This is a genomic window from Nonomuraea sp. NPDC048882, assembly GCF_040649755.1.
Lineage (GTDB): Bacteria > Actinomycetota > Actinomycetes > Streptosporangiales > Streptosporangiaceae > Nonomuraea > Nonomuraea maheshkhaliensis.
In genome coordinates this window covers 356282-372516 of record NZ_JBEZGB010000010.1, presented here as the reverse complement: position 1 = coordinate 372516, position 16235 = coordinate 356282, and the positions used below count along the sequence as shown (strand labels likewise).

13 protein-coding genes are annotated in these 16235 nt (G+C 71.7%); 8 read left to right on the top strand and 5 right to left on the bottom strand.

Features of this window, described 5'->3' with window-relative positions:
* Nucleotides 1-3: 3 nt before the first annotated feature.
* Nucleotides 4-3531 (bottom strand): DNA polymerase III subunit alpha, encoded by a 3528-nt coding sequence (gene dnaE / locus AB0C27_RS33725; RefSeq protein WP_357852327.1) that lies wholly within the window; start codon nucleotides 3529-3531, stop codon nucleotides 4-6.
* Between the two features lie 190 nt (nucleotides 3532-3721).
* On the opposite strand from dnaE, the gene AB0C27_RS33720 reads away from it, so the two are divergent.
* Nucleotides 3722-5089, top strand: coding sequence for an amino acid permease (locus tag AB0C27_RS33720; protein WP_357852324.1), 1368 nt, complete (start codon nucleotides 3722-3724; stop codon nucleotides 5087-5089).
* Between the two features lie 194 nt (nucleotides 5090-5283).
* Complete coding sequence (locus AB0C27_RS33715; RefSeq protein ID WP_357852321.1) at nucleotides 5284-6222, top strand: SGNH/GDSL hydrolase family protein; 939 nt, start codon at nucleotides 5284-5286, stop codon at nucleotides 6220-6222.
* On the opposite strand, the gene AB0C27_RS33710 is transcribed toward AB0C27_RS33715, so the two are convergent.
* Nucleotides 6192-7118, bottom strand: a complete 927-nt coding sequence (locus AB0C27_RS33710; RefSeq protein WP_357852318.1) for a chorismate mutase — start codon at nucleotides 7116-7118, stop codon at nucleotides 6192-6194. The genes AB0C27_RS33715 and AB0C27_RS33710 overlap by 31 nt on opposite strands.
* A 286-nt stretch (nucleotides 7119-7404) precedes the next feature.
* On the opposite strand from AB0C27_RS33710, the gene AB0C27_RS33705 reads away from it, so the two are divergent.
* From AB0C27_RS33705 to AB0C27_RS33680, 6 genes are read left to right on the top strand one after another with little or no spacing between them, the layout of a single operon-like run.
* Entirely contained in the window at nucleotides 7405-9267 is a 1863-nt protein-coding gene (locus tag AB0C27_RS33705) for a protein kinase (RefSeq protein ID WP_357852315.1), read from the top strand.
* 10 nt (nucleotides 9268-9277) lie between these two features.
* Nucleotides 9278-10999, top strand: coding sequence for a serine/threonine-protein kinase (locus AB0C27_RS33700; RefSeq protein ID WP_357852312.1), 1722 nt, complete (start codon nucleotides 9278-9280; stop codon nucleotides 10997-10999).
* Nucleotides 10996-11850 carry an AraC family transcriptional regulator gene (locus AB0C27_RS33695; RefSeq protein ID WP_357852309.1) on the top strand — a complete coding sequence of 285 codons (855 nt, stop codon included), beginning with the start codon at nucleotides 10996-10998 and terminating at the stop codon, nucleotides 11848-11850. The genes AB0C27_RS33700 and AB0C27_RS33695 overlap by 4 nt, the downstream gene beginning before the upstream one ends.
* A gap of 11 nt (nucleotides 11851-11861) precedes the next feature.
* The gene (locus AB0C27_RS33690) at nucleotides 11862-12524 is read left to right on the top strand and encodes an AzlC family ABC transporter permease (protein ID WP_357852306.1); all 663 of its coding nucleotides are present in this window, start codon (nucleotides 11862-11864) and stop codon (nucleotides 12522-12524) included.
* Nucleotides 12521-12832 carry an AzlD domain-containing protein gene (locus AB0C27_RS33685; protein ID WP_357852304.1) on the top strand — a complete coding sequence of 104 codons (312 nt, stop codon included), beginning with the start codon at nucleotides 12521-12523 and terminating at the stop codon, nucleotides 12830-12832. The genes AB0C27_RS33690 and AB0C27_RS33685 overlap by 4 nt, the downstream gene beginning before the upstream one ends.
* 9 nt (nucleotides 12833-12841) lie before the next feature.
* A complete protein-coding gene (locus tag AB0C27_RS33680) occupies nucleotides 12842-14173 on the top strand; it encodes a protein kinase (RefSeq protein ID WP_357852301.1) in 1332 nt (443 codons plus the stop codon).
* 16 nt (nucleotides 14174-14189) lie between these two features.
* Here the strand turns inward: AB0C27_RS33680 and AB0C27_RS33675 are convergent, their stop codons facing one another.
* The 3 genes from AB0C27_RS33675 to AB0C27_RS33665 are packed head-to-tail and all read right to left on the bottom strand — an operon-like array spanning nucleotide 14190 to nucleotide 16124.
* Nucleotides 14190-15119 (bottom strand): RluA family pseudouridine synthase, encoded by a 930-nt coding sequence (locus AB0C27_RS33675; protein WP_357852499.1) that lies wholly within the window; start codon nucleotides 15117-15119, stop codon nucleotides 14190-14192.
* Entirely contained in the window at nucleotides 15112-15771 is a 660-nt protein-coding gene (lspA, locus tag AB0C27_RS33670; RefSeq protein WP_357852299.1) for a signal peptidase II, read from the bottom strand. The genes AB0C27_RS33675 and lspA overlap by 8 nt, the downstream gene beginning before the upstream one ends.
* On the bottom strand, nucleotides 15735-16124 hold the full coding sequence (locus AB0C27_RS33665; protein ID WP_346109073.1) for a TraR/DksA C4-type zinc finger protein: 390 nt from the start codon (nucleotides 16122-16124) through the stop codon (nucleotides 15735-15737). Before AB0C27_RS33665 ends, lspA begins: the two co-directional genes overlap by 37 nt.
* Nucleotides 16125-16235: the final 111 nt, after the last annotated feature.

Sequence of the window (16235 nt, the reverse complement as noted above, 5' to 3'; positions counted from 1 at the left end):
TGATCAAGCGCCCAGACAGGCGGGACCGAGCAGCTGCTTGAGATCGCCCATCAGAGCAGGAGACGGCGTGACTCTGAGCCGATCGCCGACGCGCATGACGGTCGTCTTAGGGCCGTTGTGCACCTGGAGGTGGACCTCGGACGTGCCCGGGTGCGTCGTCAGGATCTCCTTCAGCCGCCCCACCACCGGAGGCGTGCAGCGGGTCAGCGGCAGGCTGACCAGCAGCGGCCCGCCCGCCTCCCGGGTCAGGTCGGGCGCCGTCACCTCCATGGCGATCAGCTTGGCGACCTCCTCCCGCTTGTCGATGCGTCCCTTGACGAACACGATCGCGTCCTCGGCCAGGATCGTCGAGCACAGCTGGTACGCCGACGGGAAGATCATCACCTCGATGGCGCCCTCAAGGTCCTCCAGCTGGGTCAGCACCCACGTGTCGCCCTTCTTGGTGATCTTGCGCTGCACCCCGCTCAGGATGCCGCCCACGGTCACCACCTGCCCGTCGGCCCGGCTCTCGTCCTGCACGGCCGCGACGGAGCAGTCGGCCCCGGCGGCCAGGATGTGCTCGACCCCGAACAGCGGGTGGTCGGACACATAAAGGCCGAGCATCTCGCGTTCGAACTGCAGCAGCGTGTTCTTGTCCCACTCCCCCACCGGGATCTGCACGTCGAAGGTCTGGTCCTCGCCGCCGTCGATCGCGCCGAACAGGGAGTCCTGGCCGATGGCCTCGTTCTTCTTGATGTCGATGATCGCGTCGACGGCCTGCTCGTGCACCATGACCAGGCCCTTGCGGACGTGGCCGAGCGAGTCGAACGCGCCCGACTTGACCAGCGACTCGATCACGCGCTTGTTGCAGACGATGGCCGGCACCTTGCGCAGGAAGTCCTTGAAGTCGGCGAAGCGGCCCTTCTCCTTGCGCGCGGAGATGATGCCGTCGACGACGTTGCCGCCCACGTTGCGCACCGCCGACAGGCCGAAGCGGATGTCGGTGCCACGCGGGGTGAAGTCGAAGTCGGAGTCGTTGACGTCGGGCGGGAACACCTTGATGCCCATGCGGCGGCACTCGTTGAGGTAGAGGGCCGACTTGTCCTTGTCGTCCTTCACCGACGACAGCAGCGCCGCCATGTAGGCCGCCGGGTGGTTGGCCTTGAGGTAGGCGGTCCAGTACGCGATGAGGCCGTAGGCGGCGGTGTGGGCCTTGTTGAAGGCGTAGTCGGAGAACGGCAGCAGGATGTCCCACAGCGCCTTGACGGCGGCGTCGGGGTAGCCGTTGTCCTTCATGCCCTTCTCGAAGGAGGCGTACTGCTTGTCCAGCTCCGCCTTCTTCTTCTTGCCCATGGCGCGGCGCAGCAGGTCGGCGGCGCCGAGCGAGTAGCCGGCCACCCGCTGGGCGATGGCCATGACCTGTTCCTGATAGATGATCAGGCCGTAGGTGGTGTCGAGGATGTCTCTGAGCGGCTCTTCCAGCGCCGGGTGGATCGGCGTGATGTCCTGCTGGCCGTTCTTGCGCAGGGCGTAGTTGGTGTGGGAGTTGGCGCCCATCGGGCCGGGCCGGTAGAGCGCGAGGGCGGCGGAGATGTCCTCGAAGTTGTCGGGACGCATGAGCCGCAGCAGCGAGCGCATGCCGCCGCCGTCGAGCTGGAACACGCCCAGCGTGTCGCCCTTGGCCAGCAGCTCGTAGCTCTTGCGGTCGTCGAGCGGCAGGCCCAGCAGGTCGACCTTCTCACCCGTGGTCGCCTCGATCATCTTGAGGCAGTCGTCCATGATGGTGAGGTTGCGCAGGCCCAGGAAGTCCATCTTGAGCAGGCCGAGCGTCTCGCAGGTCGGATAGTCGAACTGCGTGATGATCGCGCCGTCCGAGTCGCGGCGCATGATCGGGACGTGGTCGGTCAGCACCTCGGCCGACATGATCACGCCGGCGGCGTGCACGCCGGTCTGCCTGATCAGGCCCTCCAGGCCCTTGCCGAGGTCCATCGTCGCCTTGACGTCGACGTCTTCCTCGTAGAGCCGGCGCAGCTCGCCGGCCTCGTTGTAGCGCGGGTGGTCCTTGTCGAAGATGCCGGCGAGCGGGATGTCCTTGCCCATGACGGCCGGCGGGAACGCCTTGGAGACGCGGTCGCCGAGCGCGTAGGGGTAGCCGAGGACGCGGCCGGCGTCCTTGATGGCGGCCTTCGCCTTGATGGTGCCGAACGTGGCGATCATGGCGACCTTGTCGGCGCCCCACTTCTCGGTCACGTAGCGGATGACGTCGCCGCGCCTGCGTTCGTCGAAGTCGATGTCGACGTCGGGCATGGACACGCGCTCGGGGTTGAGGAACCGTTCGAAGATCAGGCCGTGCGGGAGCGGGTCGAGGTCGGTGATGCCCATCGCGTACGCCACCAGCGACCCGGCCGCCGAGCCACGCCCCGGCCCGACCGGGATGCCGTTCTCCTTGGCCCACATGATGAAGTCGGCGACCACGAGGAAGTAGCTCGGGAAGCCCATCTGCTCGATGATGCCGATCTCGTATTCGGCCTGCTTGCGATGCTCCTCGTCGTAACCGCCCGGCCAGCGGCGGTCCATGCCCTCCCAGACGGTCTTGCGGAAGAACTCGCTCTCCGTCATGCCCTCGGGGATCGGGTAGGTCGGCATGAGGTTCTTGAAGGCGAAGAATCCGGCCGGATCGACCTTCTCGGCCACCAGCAGCGTGTTGCGGCAGCCCTCGGCCCACAGGTCGGAGGAGTCGACCGCGCGCATCTCGTCGGCGCTCTTGATGTAGTAGCCGCTGCCGTCGAAGCGGAACCGGTCGGGGTCGGACAGCTGCTTGCCGGTCTGGATGCACAGGAGGGCGTCGTGGGAGGCGGCGTCGGACTCGTAGGTGTAGTGCGAGTCGTTGGTCACCAGGGGCGGGATGTTCAGCTCCTGGCTGATCCTGGTCAGCCCGTCGCGGACGCGGCGCTCGATGTCGAGGCCGTGGTCCATGATCTCCAGGTAGAAGTTGTCCTTGCCGAAGATCTCCTGGTATTTCGCGGCCGCCCTGACCGCCTCGTCGTACTGCCCGAGCCGCAGCCGCGTCTGCACCTCGCCCGACGGGCAGCCGGTGGTGGCCATGAGGCCCTCGGCGTGCTCGGCCAGGATCTCGGCGTCCATGCGCGCCCACTTGCGCACGAAGCCCTCGGTGTAGGCGCGCGAGGACAGCCGCATCAGGTTGTGCAGGCCCGTCTTGTCGCGCGCCCAGATCGTCATGTGGGTGTAGTAGCCGCCCGCCGAGACGTCGTCGCGCTTCTGGTGCGGCTCGCCCCACAGCACCGGCTTCTTGTTGTGGCGCAGCTCCGGCGCGACGTAGGCCTCGATGCCGATGATCGGCTTGATCCCGGCGGCGGTGGCCTGCCTGTAGAAGTCGTAGGCGCCGTGCATGTTGCCGTGGTCGGTGATCGCGATGGCGGGCATGCCCAGGTCACCGACCTGTTGGAACATCTGCTTGAGGCGGGCGGCCCCGTCGAGCATCGAGTATTCGGTGTGGACGTGCAGATGGACGAATGAGTCGCTGGACGACATGGAGCGGCGCCTCCCCGTCTCAAGCCGGTGTGCGATCCGACTTTAGTAGGCCCGGCCGACAATCCGGGGCCGCCCGGCCCGGCCCCCCGCCGGCTCTTCGCGCAGGCCCGGCGGACCGGCGTGCCGGAGCCGCCGCGATCGGCCGCACCGATATCCTCGTGGTCACGTAATGTCATCAAGGAGTCACGCCGTGCGCACGCAGACCGACGAGGGTTACCTGCCCGCCCTGGGCAACCGGCAGGTGCAGATGATCGCCATCGGCGGGGCGATCGGGGTGGGGCTGTTCCTCGGCGCGGGGGGCCGCATGGCCGCCGCCGGGCCGGCGCTCGTGCTCTCCTACGCCGCCGCCGGGGTGGCCGCGTTCTTCGTCATGCGGGCGCTCGGCGAGCTCGTGCTCTACCGCCCTGCCTCGGGCTCGTTCGTCGAGTACGCGGGCGAGTTCATCGGCCCGTGGGCCGCGTTCGCCAGCGGCTGGATGTACTGGATCAACTGGGCGTTCACCGGCATCGCCGAGCTGACGGCGATCGCCGCCTACGTGCACTACTGGGCGCCGGCCTTCCCCCAGTGGCTCACGGCCGTGCTCGCCCTCACCGTCGTCATGACGGTCAACCTGCTGTCGGTGCGGCTGTTCGGCGAGCTGGAGTTCTGGTTCGCCATGCTCAAGGTGCTGGCCATCTCGGTCTTCCTGGTCATCGGGCTGGTGCTGGTGGTCTTCGCGGTGGGGCAGGCGGGGCCGCACAACCTGGTCTCCCACGGCGGGTTCTTCCCGACCGGGTTCCCGCTGGTGCTGATGAGCCTGCAGTCGGTGGTGTTCGCGTACGCCTCGATCGAGCTGGTCGGCATCACCGCCGGCGAGACGGCCAAACCGCGCGAGGTCATGCCGAAGGCGATCAACGGCGTGGTGTGGCGGATCGCGATCTTCTACGTGGGCTCGGTGCTGCTGCTCGGCATGGTGCTGCCGTGGACGTCGTACGAGGCCGGCACGTCGCCGTTCGTGACGGTCTTCTCGGGGCTGGGCGTGCCGTGGGCGGCCGACGCGATGAACCTCGTGGTGATCACCGCGGCGCTGTCGTCGTGCAACTCCGGCCTGTACGCCACCGGCCGCATCCTGCGCTCGATGGCCATGAAGCAGGAGGCCCCCCGCTTCGCCGGCGCGCTCAGCTCCCGGCACGTGCCGATCGGCGGCATCGTGTTCACCGCGGCCATGTTCCTGGGCGGGCTGGTGCTGTTCTACTTCATGCCCGAGCGAGCCTTCAACATCGCCACCGCCGTCGCCTCCCTGGGCGTGATCACCACGTGGGGCGTCCTGGTCTACTGCCAGCTGCGGCTGCGCCGTTCCGGCCACCGCTCGGACTTCCCGATGCCGGGCACGCCCTGGACCAACTGGCTGACGCTGGCGTTCCTGGCCCTGGTGGTGCTGCTGATGCCGTTCGCCGACGAGGACCAGCGGGTCGCGTTCTACCTGGTGCCGTGCCTGTTCGCGGCCATCGCCGTGGGCTGGTGGCGGCGCACCGTCTACCGCCGCCGCGCCCCGGCGCAGGCGCGGGCCGAAGCCTAGCCCGCGCGACACGCCCGCCCCGATGATCGGCTGGGTAGTCTCGATGGCGCGAACAGCAGGAGCCGTCATCCGGGGAGGTCGCGCTGGACGAGACGAGACGGAAGATCGTCCGGATCTCGGCGGCGGCCGCCATCGGCGTCGCGCTGGCGCTGGCGTGCCTGCCCCTGGGCGTCTACCCCAGGCTGGCCTGCGCCGTGCTCGACGCGGGCTGCCCCACGACCGCTGAGCCGCGCGGCGACCTGCCGCGGGCGGTGCCGATGACGGCGCTGCAGGTGGCCCAGAGCGGCACGTACGTCGCGCTCGGTGACTCCTACTCCTCCGGGGAGGGCGTCTACGACCTCGACAAGTCGCCGGTCAACGACGGGGCCGCGCGCTGCCACCGGGCGACGGGCTCCTACGTGCCGCTGGTCGCGCGAACCTACAAGTTCGGCGGCGGCACCGCCTTCTACGCCTGCAGCGGCGCCACCACCCGCCAGCTCCTGACCGGCCAGTACGGCCAGCCGCCGCAGATCACCCGGGTCGGCCCGGCCGCCAGCCTGATCACGCTCAGCATCGGCGGCAACGACGCCGGCTTCAGCAAGGTGCTGACCGGCTGCATCGTCAAGATCCCGTGGTCGTCGGCCTGCGTCGACCAGGACGCCGCCGTACGCAAGCGCATCGAGGAGTTGCGCACCGACATGGGCAAGGTGCTGCGTGAGCTGCGCGTGCGCGCCCCAGGGGCCCGCGTCATCGTGCTCGGCTACCCCCGGCCCTTCCCCGAGCACCCGGTGGCGAGCGTCGACAACATGAGCGTGGCCGACCAGCGCTGGATCAACGGCATGACGCGGCGGCTCAACGACACGGTGGGGGCTGCGGTGGCCGAGTTCGACCGGGCCATCGCGGCGTTCGGTGCGCCGGGCAGCGCCGAGTACGTGGACGCCTACGAGGCGTTCTCGGGGCACGAGGTGGGGCAGCCGCAGCCGTACCTGAACGGGCTGGCGGTGAACATGGAGGAGCTGACGGTCAACGCGCGCAGCTATCACCCCACTGGTGACGGCTACCGCCGCTTCGCCGACCTCATCACCAAGCAGGTCGCCGCAGGCCCAGGCCGCCCGATGCACAACTACCGCCTGGTCACCCCCGGCCCCGCCTGACCACCGTCGCGTTCCTCGGCCAGGTGCAGGCCCGCCTCGATGATCGCGTTCATGATCGGGGCCAGTCGCGCCTCGCCCAGCGTGGGCGCGCGTACGGCCATCCGCGCGACCAGGGCGCGCTCCCTGTCGAGGTCGCGCCCCGCGAAGCCGCCCACGGGCTTGATCCGCTGCACGGTGCCCGCCAGCTCCGCCCGCCGTTCCAGCAGCGTCGCGAGCGCGGCGTCCAGCCGGTCGATGGCCTGGCGGCACTCCGGCAGGGTGGCCGGCGCCTCGTCCCTGAGCAGCGCGCCCACCAGCACGACCGCTTCCTCGGCCACCAGCCGGTCAGCGCCCGTCCCCGTGCTCGTCCGTGCGTCCGGTGAGCTCGCCCCCACACCCGTACCCTGAATGGGGGTCGGGTCCGGAGAGCCGACGATGAGGCCGTCTGCGCCGGCCGCGACGGCGGCGGCCGACAGGCCGACGTCGGCGGAGACGTCGGCCAGCACGGGACGCCCAGAGGCGACCTTGGCCGCCCGCATGAGCCCGAGGTCCGGCCGGCCGCCCTCGCAGAGGATCACCTGGCCGTCACCCTCGGCCGCGCAGTAGTCGGCCAGCTCCAGCCACTCCGCCACGGAGGCCTCCCGCCGCCGCTCCACCACCACGGGCAGCCCGAGCCCCGCCGCCGCGCGCACCAGCGGGATGTCGCGCGTCCACGACGCCCCCACCACCACGGCGTCCGCGTGCTCGGCGATCGCCGGCAGGTCGTCGGCGGAGTACGGCTCCACGAGGGTGGCCCCCTCGATCGCCTGCCCACGCCGCGCCCGCAGGCTCACCCGGCCGCCGATCACCACGGCGGGCCCCTCGCCCACGAGCAGCCCGCCCACCGGCACCGCGCGCCGTTCCAACGTCGATGACATCCCGACTCCCTGCTCGGCCGGCCCCAGGAGCCGGCGGGACAACGAAAAAGGCAGAGACCGGTGTCTCTGCCTCGGGCCGACTCCAGGTGGTCGCTAGCCTGCGACCGGCTCTCCCGGAGCCGGCTCGGTAAACGCGTAGCGACGGCAAGTCATATCTGAACCCTACACCCCCGTCTCCACCTGCTGGGCAGCACATCTCGTATGGCGGACTGTCCTTCGCGCGAGTCGCCGTTGATCCCTGCCTATGGGAGTATTTCTTGGCCTAGAGGAGGGTTTGAGGCCGTTGATGTCGGATCGCAAGCAGGACGGACGCCGCATCGCCGGCCGCTACCAGCTGCAGGAACCCATCGGCAGGGGCGGAATGGGCATCGTGTGGCGAGCCTACGACGAGCTCCTGGACCGCACTGTCGCGGTCAAGGAGGTCAGGTACGCCGCCGCCCTGGGCGAAGAGGTGCAGCTGCTGAACCGGCGCACAATGCGCGAGGCGAGGGCGGCGGCCAGGTTCGAGCATCCCAACGTGATCGTCGTTCACGACGTGATCGAGGAGGACGGCAGGCCCTGGATCGTCATGCAACTCGTCCAGTCACGCTCCCTCGGAGCCGTGATCAAGCAGGATGGGCCGTTGCCGGCCACGCGGGTGGCGGAGATCGGCCTGGCCATGCTCGAAGCCCTGCACCGCGCCCATGAGGCGGGCGTGCTGCACCGCGACGTCAAACCCGAGAACGTGCTGCTGGCCGACGACGGCCGGGTCGTGCTCACCGACTTCGGCATCGCCACGCTGGAGACCGAGACGCAGCTCACGGTGACGGGCCTGGCCGGCACGCCGGCGTTCATCGCGCCCGAGCGGCTCAAGGGGCTGCCCGCGCGGCGCGAGTCGGACCTGTGGTCGCTCGGCGCCACGCTCTACACGGCGGTGGAGGGCCGCTCGCCGCACGAGCGCGGGATGGCGCTGGCGACCATGCACGCCGTGCTCACCGACGAGCCCGACCCGGCGCAGAACCTGGGCCCGCTCGAAGGCGTGATCAACGGGTTACTGAACAAGGAGCCGGTGCAGCGGCTGACGTACGAGGAGGCGCAGCGCATGCTGCGCGGCGCCATCGCGCAGGCGAGTGCGCCTCCGACCGCCCAGTTCCCGGCGGCGCAGGAGCTGCGCGTGCCCGCCCCGGCGCAGCCGAAGCGGGCCGTCGCCGCGACCGCGCCGAAGCGGCCGGCCAAGGCCAGGCGCCCGTACGCGCCGGTCGAGGACGACACCCCGACCGATCCGAACCTGCTCCCCTCGGCGCCGGAGTCCGAGCCGGTGGCGCCGCCCGAGACGGGTGCGCGCATCCCGCGCCCGCCGGCCGCGCCCTCGCGCCAGGAGACCGCCTCCACGGTGGAGTCGGGCCGGCCCGAGCAGCAGCGCAAGGCCGGGACGGTCATCGCGGCGGCCGTGGCGGTCGTGCTCGTCGCCGGCATCGGCGGCTACCTCGGCCTGCGTTCGGCCCCCGACGAGCCCGCCCAGGACACGGACACCTCCGCGGCGACGGGCGTGACCGGGTCCCCGGCGCAGTCGTCGCCGGGGACGGCCTCCACCCCGCCGCCCTCCCCTTCGGAGACGGCCAAGGAGCCCAGCCCGAGCCCGTCCACGAGTCCGGCCACGAGTCCGCCGGCCAGCCCGTCCCCCGGGAAGAAGAGCCCGATGGACGCGGCGAAGGCCGCGCTGCCCTCAGGGTGGAAGATGTACACGGACAAGAAGCTCGGCTTCTCGATCGGGCTGCCCCCGAAGTGGGACGTTCTGACGCGCAGCGGCAGGCAGGTCAGGTTCAAGGGCCCGGGCGCGGCGTCCAACGCCTACGTCATGATCGAGCAGGCGGCCAAGCCGGGCAAGGACCCGTACAAGGACTGGAAGAAGCAGGAGCCGCGGCTCAAGAACGGCTTCGGCGGCTACAAGAAGATCGGCATCAAGAAGGTCGAGGGCTTCCACAAGGCCGCCGCGGACTGGGACTTCACCTGGAGGACCAACACCGGGCTGACCCGCGTCCGCGACCGGGGCTTCGTCACCGAGAACGGCAAGGCGTACGCGATCTACTGGCACACGCTCAACAGCCACTGGAAGTCCGACTACGACTTCTTCGAGGGCTTCTGCGCGACGTTCGTGCCCGCCAAATAGACTGCGCGGCGTGCACGTCAGCAAGCGCTACCGACTGATCGAGCCGCTCGGCGAGGGCGGCATGGGAGTGGTGTGGCGAGCCCACGACGAGTTGCTCGACCGTACGGTCGCGATCAAGGAGGTCCGCTACACCGGCGTCGGCGACGCCAAGCGGGCCGAGCTGAACCGCAGGACCATCAGGGAGGCCAGGGCGGCGGGCCGCCTCGACCACCCCTCGGTCGTCGTCATCCACGACGTCGTGGAGGAGGACGGCCGGCCGTGGATCGTCATGCAGCTCGTCCGCTCGCGGTCGCTGGCCCAGGTGATCGGCGAGAGCGGGCCGCTGCGTGAGGGCCAGGCCGCGGTGATCGGCGGCCGGGTGCTCGACGCGCTGCGGGCCGCGCACGCGACCGGGGTGCTGCACCGTGACGTCAAACCCGAGAACGTGTTGCTGGCCGACGACGGCCGGGTGGTGCTCACCGACTTCGGCATCGCCACGCTGGAGACCGAGGCGGGGCTGACCGCGACCGGCGGGCTGGTGGGCACGCCCGCCTACATGCCGCCCGAGCGGCTCAACGGCGAACCGGCGCGGCCCGAGTCGGACCTGTGGTCGCTGGGGGCGACGCTGTACGCGGCCGTCGAAGGGCGGCCGCCGTACAAGCGCGACTCGTGGGCCGCGACGGTGGCGGCGGTGCTGCGTGACGCCCCTGAGCCGCCGGTGCGGGCAGGGGCGCTCGAACCGGTCATCATGGGGCTGCTGCGCCGCGACCCCGCCGCGCGGATGCCGGCCGAGGAGGCCGCCAGGCTGCTGTACGCGATCGCGTCCGCGCCCCGGCCACCGGCGGCGTCCGACCTCCCCTGGAGGGACGAGCCGGGCCGGCAGACGAGCGGCCGGACGGGCAATCCTTCGGGCGGCCACACGAGCGGTCCTGCGGGGGGCCGGGCGGGTGGCCAGGCAGGCGGCCAGGTCGGCGGCCAGGTCGGCGGCCAGGTCGGGCATCGCGGATATGACACGCACGGGTCCGTCCCCTCCGGCGGCGGGGTGCATCCGACGCTGCCCAAGCAGCGGCCGGCCGGGCGGGCGAAGGCGCTGTGGATCGGCGTGCCCTCGGCGCTGGCCGCCGTGGCGGCGCTGGGCACGGCCGGCGTGCTGCTGTCCGACCGCTGGTCCGCGCCGCGCGCGACCCCGGACCCGACGCCCACGTCCGGCCAGGTCACCACCACGCCCGACGCCACCCCTGAGCCCACCCCGACCCGCACCCCCACGCCTGAGCCCACCGTCACGCGCACGCCGCTCCCGGCGGGCTGGAGTTCCTACAGCAACGCGGCGGGCCGCTTCCGCATCGCCCTGCCGCCGCGCTGGCAGGCCAGGAAGGACCCGGAGCGCGACAGCATCCGCGTCACCGGCCCCGGTAGCCCGGGAGCGCTGATCGTGGAGTGGACGGTCCCCGACATCCCGTGGGACGACCCGGTCGAGCACTGGGCCGGCCTGGAGCGGGAGATCAGGGCGAGGGGCGAGTTCTCCGGATATCGGCGGATCGGCATCAGGCCCACCGGCTACCTCGGTCTGCGGGCCGCCGACTGGGAGTTCGTCAGGGTGCGCGGCGGCGAGACGATCCACGTGATCAACCGCGGCTTCCACACCGACGACGGCCGCCCGTACGCGCTCTACTGGGAGACCACGCACGCCCGGTGGAAGCAGGACCGGCACTACTTCGACACGTTCGCCAGGACGTTCAAGCCGGCGCGATGAGTCCGCCCGAGCGTGAGCAGGCCCGGTTCTGGCGGCATCCGGCGGTGCCGGAGACCGACCTGCTCAAAGCCCGTTATGTCACCCACCGCTTCGCCAGGCACGCGCACGACGGCTACGCCATCGGCCTCATCGTGTCGGGGGTGGAGGAGTTCGACTACCGCGGCACGCTGCACCGGGCGAGCGCGGGCGAGATCGTGCTGGTCAACCCCGACAGCGCGCACACCGGGCACGCGGGGGTGCCGGGCGGGTGGGCGTACCGGATGCTCTACCCGTCGATCGGCGCGCTGGAGGCGATCGCCGCCGAGCTGGGCGCGCCCGCGGGCACGCCGCACTTCCCCGCGCAGGTGGCGCGCGACGACCAGGTGGCGCGGCTGCTGGCGCGGGCGCACGAGGCGGCCGAGCGGGGCGACGCGCTGGCCGCCTCGACGCTGAGCCGGGCTCTGTTCGCCCGGCTGCTGACCCGGCACGCCGCGCCCAGGCCGCCCGGGGGCGGGCCCGCCGAGGGTCCTGGAGCGGTCCGTGAGGCGCTCGATCTGCTGCACGAGAGTCTGGTCGACCCGCCGACGCTGGACGTCCTGGCGGGCGCGGTGGGGGCGCGGCCGTTCGCGCTGCTGCGGGCCTTCAAGGCCGCGACGGGGATGCCGCCGCACGCCTACCTGATCTCGCTGCGGGTCCGCCAGGCGGGCCGGCTGCTGCGTTCCGGCGTACGGCCCGCGCAGGTGGCCGCCGAGGTGGGCTTCACCGACCAGGCGCATCTGAACCGGCACTTCAAACGCATCATGGGCGTGCCGCCCGCCGCGTACCAGCGGGCTGCAGGATCGTACAAGACCGGGACATTTCCCTCCGCCTAACCTCGGGTGGCATGGAAGAGACAACACACCGCTCCGCCGCCGTGCGGGACGGTCTCGGCGTCGGCCTGGCGGTGGGGCTGTCCGGCCTCGCCTTCGGCGCCGCGGCGATCACCGCGGGCCTGTCGGTGCCGCAGGCGTGCGTGCTCAGCCTGCTGGCGTTCACCGGGGCCTCGCAGTTCGCGCTGACCGGCGCGGTGGGCGCCGGCGGCGACCTGGCCGCCGCCGCGCTCGGCGCGCTGCTGCTCGGCGGCCGCAACACACTGTACGGCCTGCGCCTGGCCGACCTGCTCCGGGTCCGCGGCCCGCGCCGCCTGCTGGCCGCCCAGGGCGTCATCGACGAGACCACGGCCGTCACGCTCGCCCAGCCGACCCCCGAGGCCGCCCGCACGGGCTTCGTGACCACGTTCGCCAGCCTGTACCTGACCTGGAACCTCACCACGCTGGCCGGCGCGTACGGCACCTCGTCCCTGGGCGACCCCGGCGTGCTGGGCCTGGACGTGGTGGGCCCGGTCGCGTTCCTCGCCATCCTGTGGCCCCGCCTGAAGGCCGGCGGCGAGCTGCCCGCGCTGGCCGCCGGCGCGGCGGTGATCGCGCTGTGCGCCACCCCGTTCTTCCCGCCGGGCGTGCCGGTGCTGCTGTCGGCCGTGGCCGTTCTGGTGGTGATGGCGCGATGACGCTGTGGTGGGCGATCGCCGTGGTCTGCGCGGGCTGCTACGCGCTGAAGCTGGCCGGACTCGCCGCGCCGCGCAAGGTGCTGGACCATCCGATGGTGCGCAGATTCGCCGAGCTGGTGCCGGTGGCGCTGCTGGCGGCGCTGATCGCGGTGCAGATGTTCACGGAGGACGGAGCGCTGCGCTTCGACCCGGCCCGCGCGGCGGGGCTCGGGGCGGCGGTCGTGGCGCTGCTGCTGCGCGCTCCTTTTCTGGTGGTTCTGGCGGCAGCGGCGGCTGTTACGGCGCTTGTCCGGATCGTTCTTGGGTAGTCGCGGTGCATGTCCGATTCAGCGGTGATGGTCGGTGGGCGATATCGGCTGCTCAAGACGATCGGCCGGGGCGGCATGGGCACGGTGTGGCAGGCCCACGACGAGGTGCTCGGCAGGGACGTGGCCGTCAAGGAGGTGCTGCCGCCCACCGGCCTGACGGACGAGGAGCGCGAGGAGTTCGCCGTACGCACGTTCCGCGAGGCCAGGGCGGCGGGCCGGGTGGCGCACCCCGGCGTGGCCGCCGTCTACGACGTCCTGGAGGAGCAGGGTCACCCCTGGATCGTGATGCAGCTCGTGCACTCCCGCACGCTGGGCGAGCAGATCCGCGACGAGGGCCCCATGTCCCAGCTCGACGTCGCGAGCGTCGGGCTGCAGCTCACGGAGGCGCTGCGCGCCGCGCACGCGGCCGGCGTGCTGCACCGTGACGTCAAGCCGGACAACGTGCTGCTCACCGAGGACGGCCGGGCGGTGCTCACCGACTTCGGCATCGCCACCACCGAGGACGAGGCCCCGGTCACGAGGACCGGCATCCTGATCGGCACCCCCTCCTTCATGGCGCCGGAACGCGCGGCGGGCGGCCGGGCCCGGCCGGCGTCGGACCTGTGGTCGCTGGGGGTGACGCTCTACATGGCGGTCGAGGGCCGCTCCCCCTTCCACCGCGACAACGCGCTGGCGACGCTGGGCGCGGTCATGCACGCCGAGCCGGAGCCGCTGGCCAGGGCCGGCGTGCTCGCTCCCGTGGTGATGGGGCTGCTGCGCAAGGATCCGTCCGAGCGCATGACGCTGGACGAGGCCGCGCGGCGGCTGAGCGTGATCCTGGCGGGCGGCGCACCTGATCAGACCGGCCCTGTCGCGCTGCCCGGCGTGACGCGGCGCGCCGGGCTTCTGGGCCGGCCCGGAGATGGGAGCGGGCGCGGGCGGGCGCTGCCGCTGGCCGTCATCGCCGGGGGCGCGCTCGTCGTGGCGGTCGTCACGGGCGGTGCGGCCTGGTGGTCGAAGCGCTCGGACGACCTGCCGAGCGGCCCCGGCACCGTCCCCGCCGTGGTCGCCAGCACCGCCCCCGACCGGACGACACCGGCCACCGACCGGGCCACCGACCCGACCGGACCTGAGGACACCGCCTCCCGGCCGCCGGCGTCCCAGCCTACGGAGCGCGGCACCGTACCCCGGAGCACCGGCTCTCAGAGCAACGGCCCGCGCAGCACCCCGCCGCCCACGCGCGAGCAGCCGAGGACGCCCGCCCCCAAGCGGAGCGCGACCCCGTCGCGGGAGGCGACGGACGACAAGGAGAAGAAGGACGACACCCCGGCCAGGACACCTGGCCAGGTCGAGGGCTCATAGCCCGGACGAGCAGCCCTCAGGACTCCTCGCGGACGATGTCGAGCGCCTTCTGCAGGTCCTGCGGATAGTCGGTGCTGAACGACATCCACTCCCCGCTCGACGGATGCTCGAACCCCAGCGCCACCGCGTGCAGCCACTGCCGGGTGACCCCCAGGCGGGCGGCCAGCGTGGGATCGGCGCCGTACAGCAGGTCGCCCACGCACGGATGGCGCAGGGCCGACATGTGCACCCTGATCTGGTGCGTACGCCCGGTCTCCAGCTTGATGTCCAGCAGCGACGCCGCCCTGAACGCCTCCACCGTGTCGTAGTGGGTCACGGACGGCTTGCCACCCGCCACCACGGCGAAGCGGCCGTCGCCCGACGGGTGCCGGTCGATGGGCGCGTCGACCGTGCCCCTGAACGGGTCGGGGTGGCCCTGCACCAGCGCGTGGTACCGCTTGTCGACCGTGCGCTCCTTGAAGGCCCGCTTGAGGTGGGAGTAGGCGTGCTCGCTCTTGGCCACGACCATGGCGCCCGTGGTGTTGGCGTCGAGCCGGTGCACGATGCCCTGGCGCTCGGCGGCGCCGCTGGTGGCGATGGTGTGGCCGGCGCCGAGCAGCCCGCCGATCACGGTCGGGCCCGTCCAGCCGACGGTGGGGTGGGCGGCCACCGCGATGGGCTTGTTGATCACGATGACGTCGTCGTCCTCGTACACGATGGTCATGCCCGGCACGGGCTCGGCCACCGGCATCGGCGTGGTCACCGGCGGCGGCATCGTCACGTCGAGCCATGCTCCGGCGTGCACCCGATCGGACTTGGCCGGCTGCTGCCCGTCCACCAGCACCTCGCCGGCCAGGATCAGCTCGGCGGCGCGCGTACGGGAGAAGCCGAACAGCCGCGACAGCGCGGCGTCGAGCCGCTCTCCCTCCAGGCCGTCGGGCACGGGCAGGCTGCGCTGCTCACTCACCGTCACGCACCTCCTTCGACCCGTCGATCTGCACGTTCCGCCAGGCCAGCAGCACCGCCAGGATGCCGCCGCAGACGATCGCCGAGTCGGCGATGTTGAAGACGGGGAAGTAGTCGATGACGGGGAAGTTCCCGGGCAGGACCTCGATGAAGTCGACGACGTGGCCCTGCAGTTGCGTGGAGCGCCCGATCCCCGACGGGTAGCGCAGCAGCCGGTCGGTGAGGTTGCCGATCGCGCCGCCCAGCAGCAGGCCGAGCGAGACCGCCCAGGCCCTGCTGCCGAGTTTGCGCGCCGTACGTATGATCGCCACGACCACCCCGGCCGCGATCAGCGTGAAGACGAACGTCATCCCCGTGCCGATGCTGAAGGCGGCGCCCGAGTTGAAGATCACCCGGAACTGCAGCACGCCGGGGAGCACCACCAGCGGCGGCTCGCCTTCGAGCGTGCGCAGCACCACCGTCTTGGTGACGAGGTCGGCCGCGTAGATCACGGCCGCCAGCGCCACGAGGACCGCGAACAGGCCCCGGCGAGGCCCGCGCCCTGCCGGGGGCGCCCCCTCCCCGCGCCCGGCGTCGGCCGGAGCCCGGTCCTCGGGAGGGTCGTCAGGGGTGCCCGCTACCGGCGCTCCTCCTTCTGCTTGCAGGCCACGCACAGCGTCGCCCTCGGGAACGCCTGGAGGCGTTCCTTGCCGATCGGCTTGTGGCACGATTCGCACACTCCATAGGTCCCTGCGTCGATCCTGGCGATCGCACGTTCGTTCTGCGCGACCAGATCGCGCGCATTCAGGGTAAGGGCGATCTCGCGTTCGCGCTCGTACGTCTTGGCTCCGGCGTCCGCCTGGTCGTCGCCGGCGCCCTGGGTGACGTCACCAGAGGCTATCTCCGACTCGTGACGGTGGATGTCCGCCTCGAGCTCGTCGATCTCGGTCTGGAGCCGGCCGCGGACGTCGGCCAGCTCCTCTTCCGACCACATCGACGGTGTAGCGGTCTGCGTGACTGCCGCCATGCCTGCCTCCATGCTGAACAAGGGCCTAAAGGGTGCGGGCAGCTTAGGATCCTTATAACGGAACGGCAAACGACCCGCCGGACGGTTTACCTCCCCCGTACTATCCCGCCT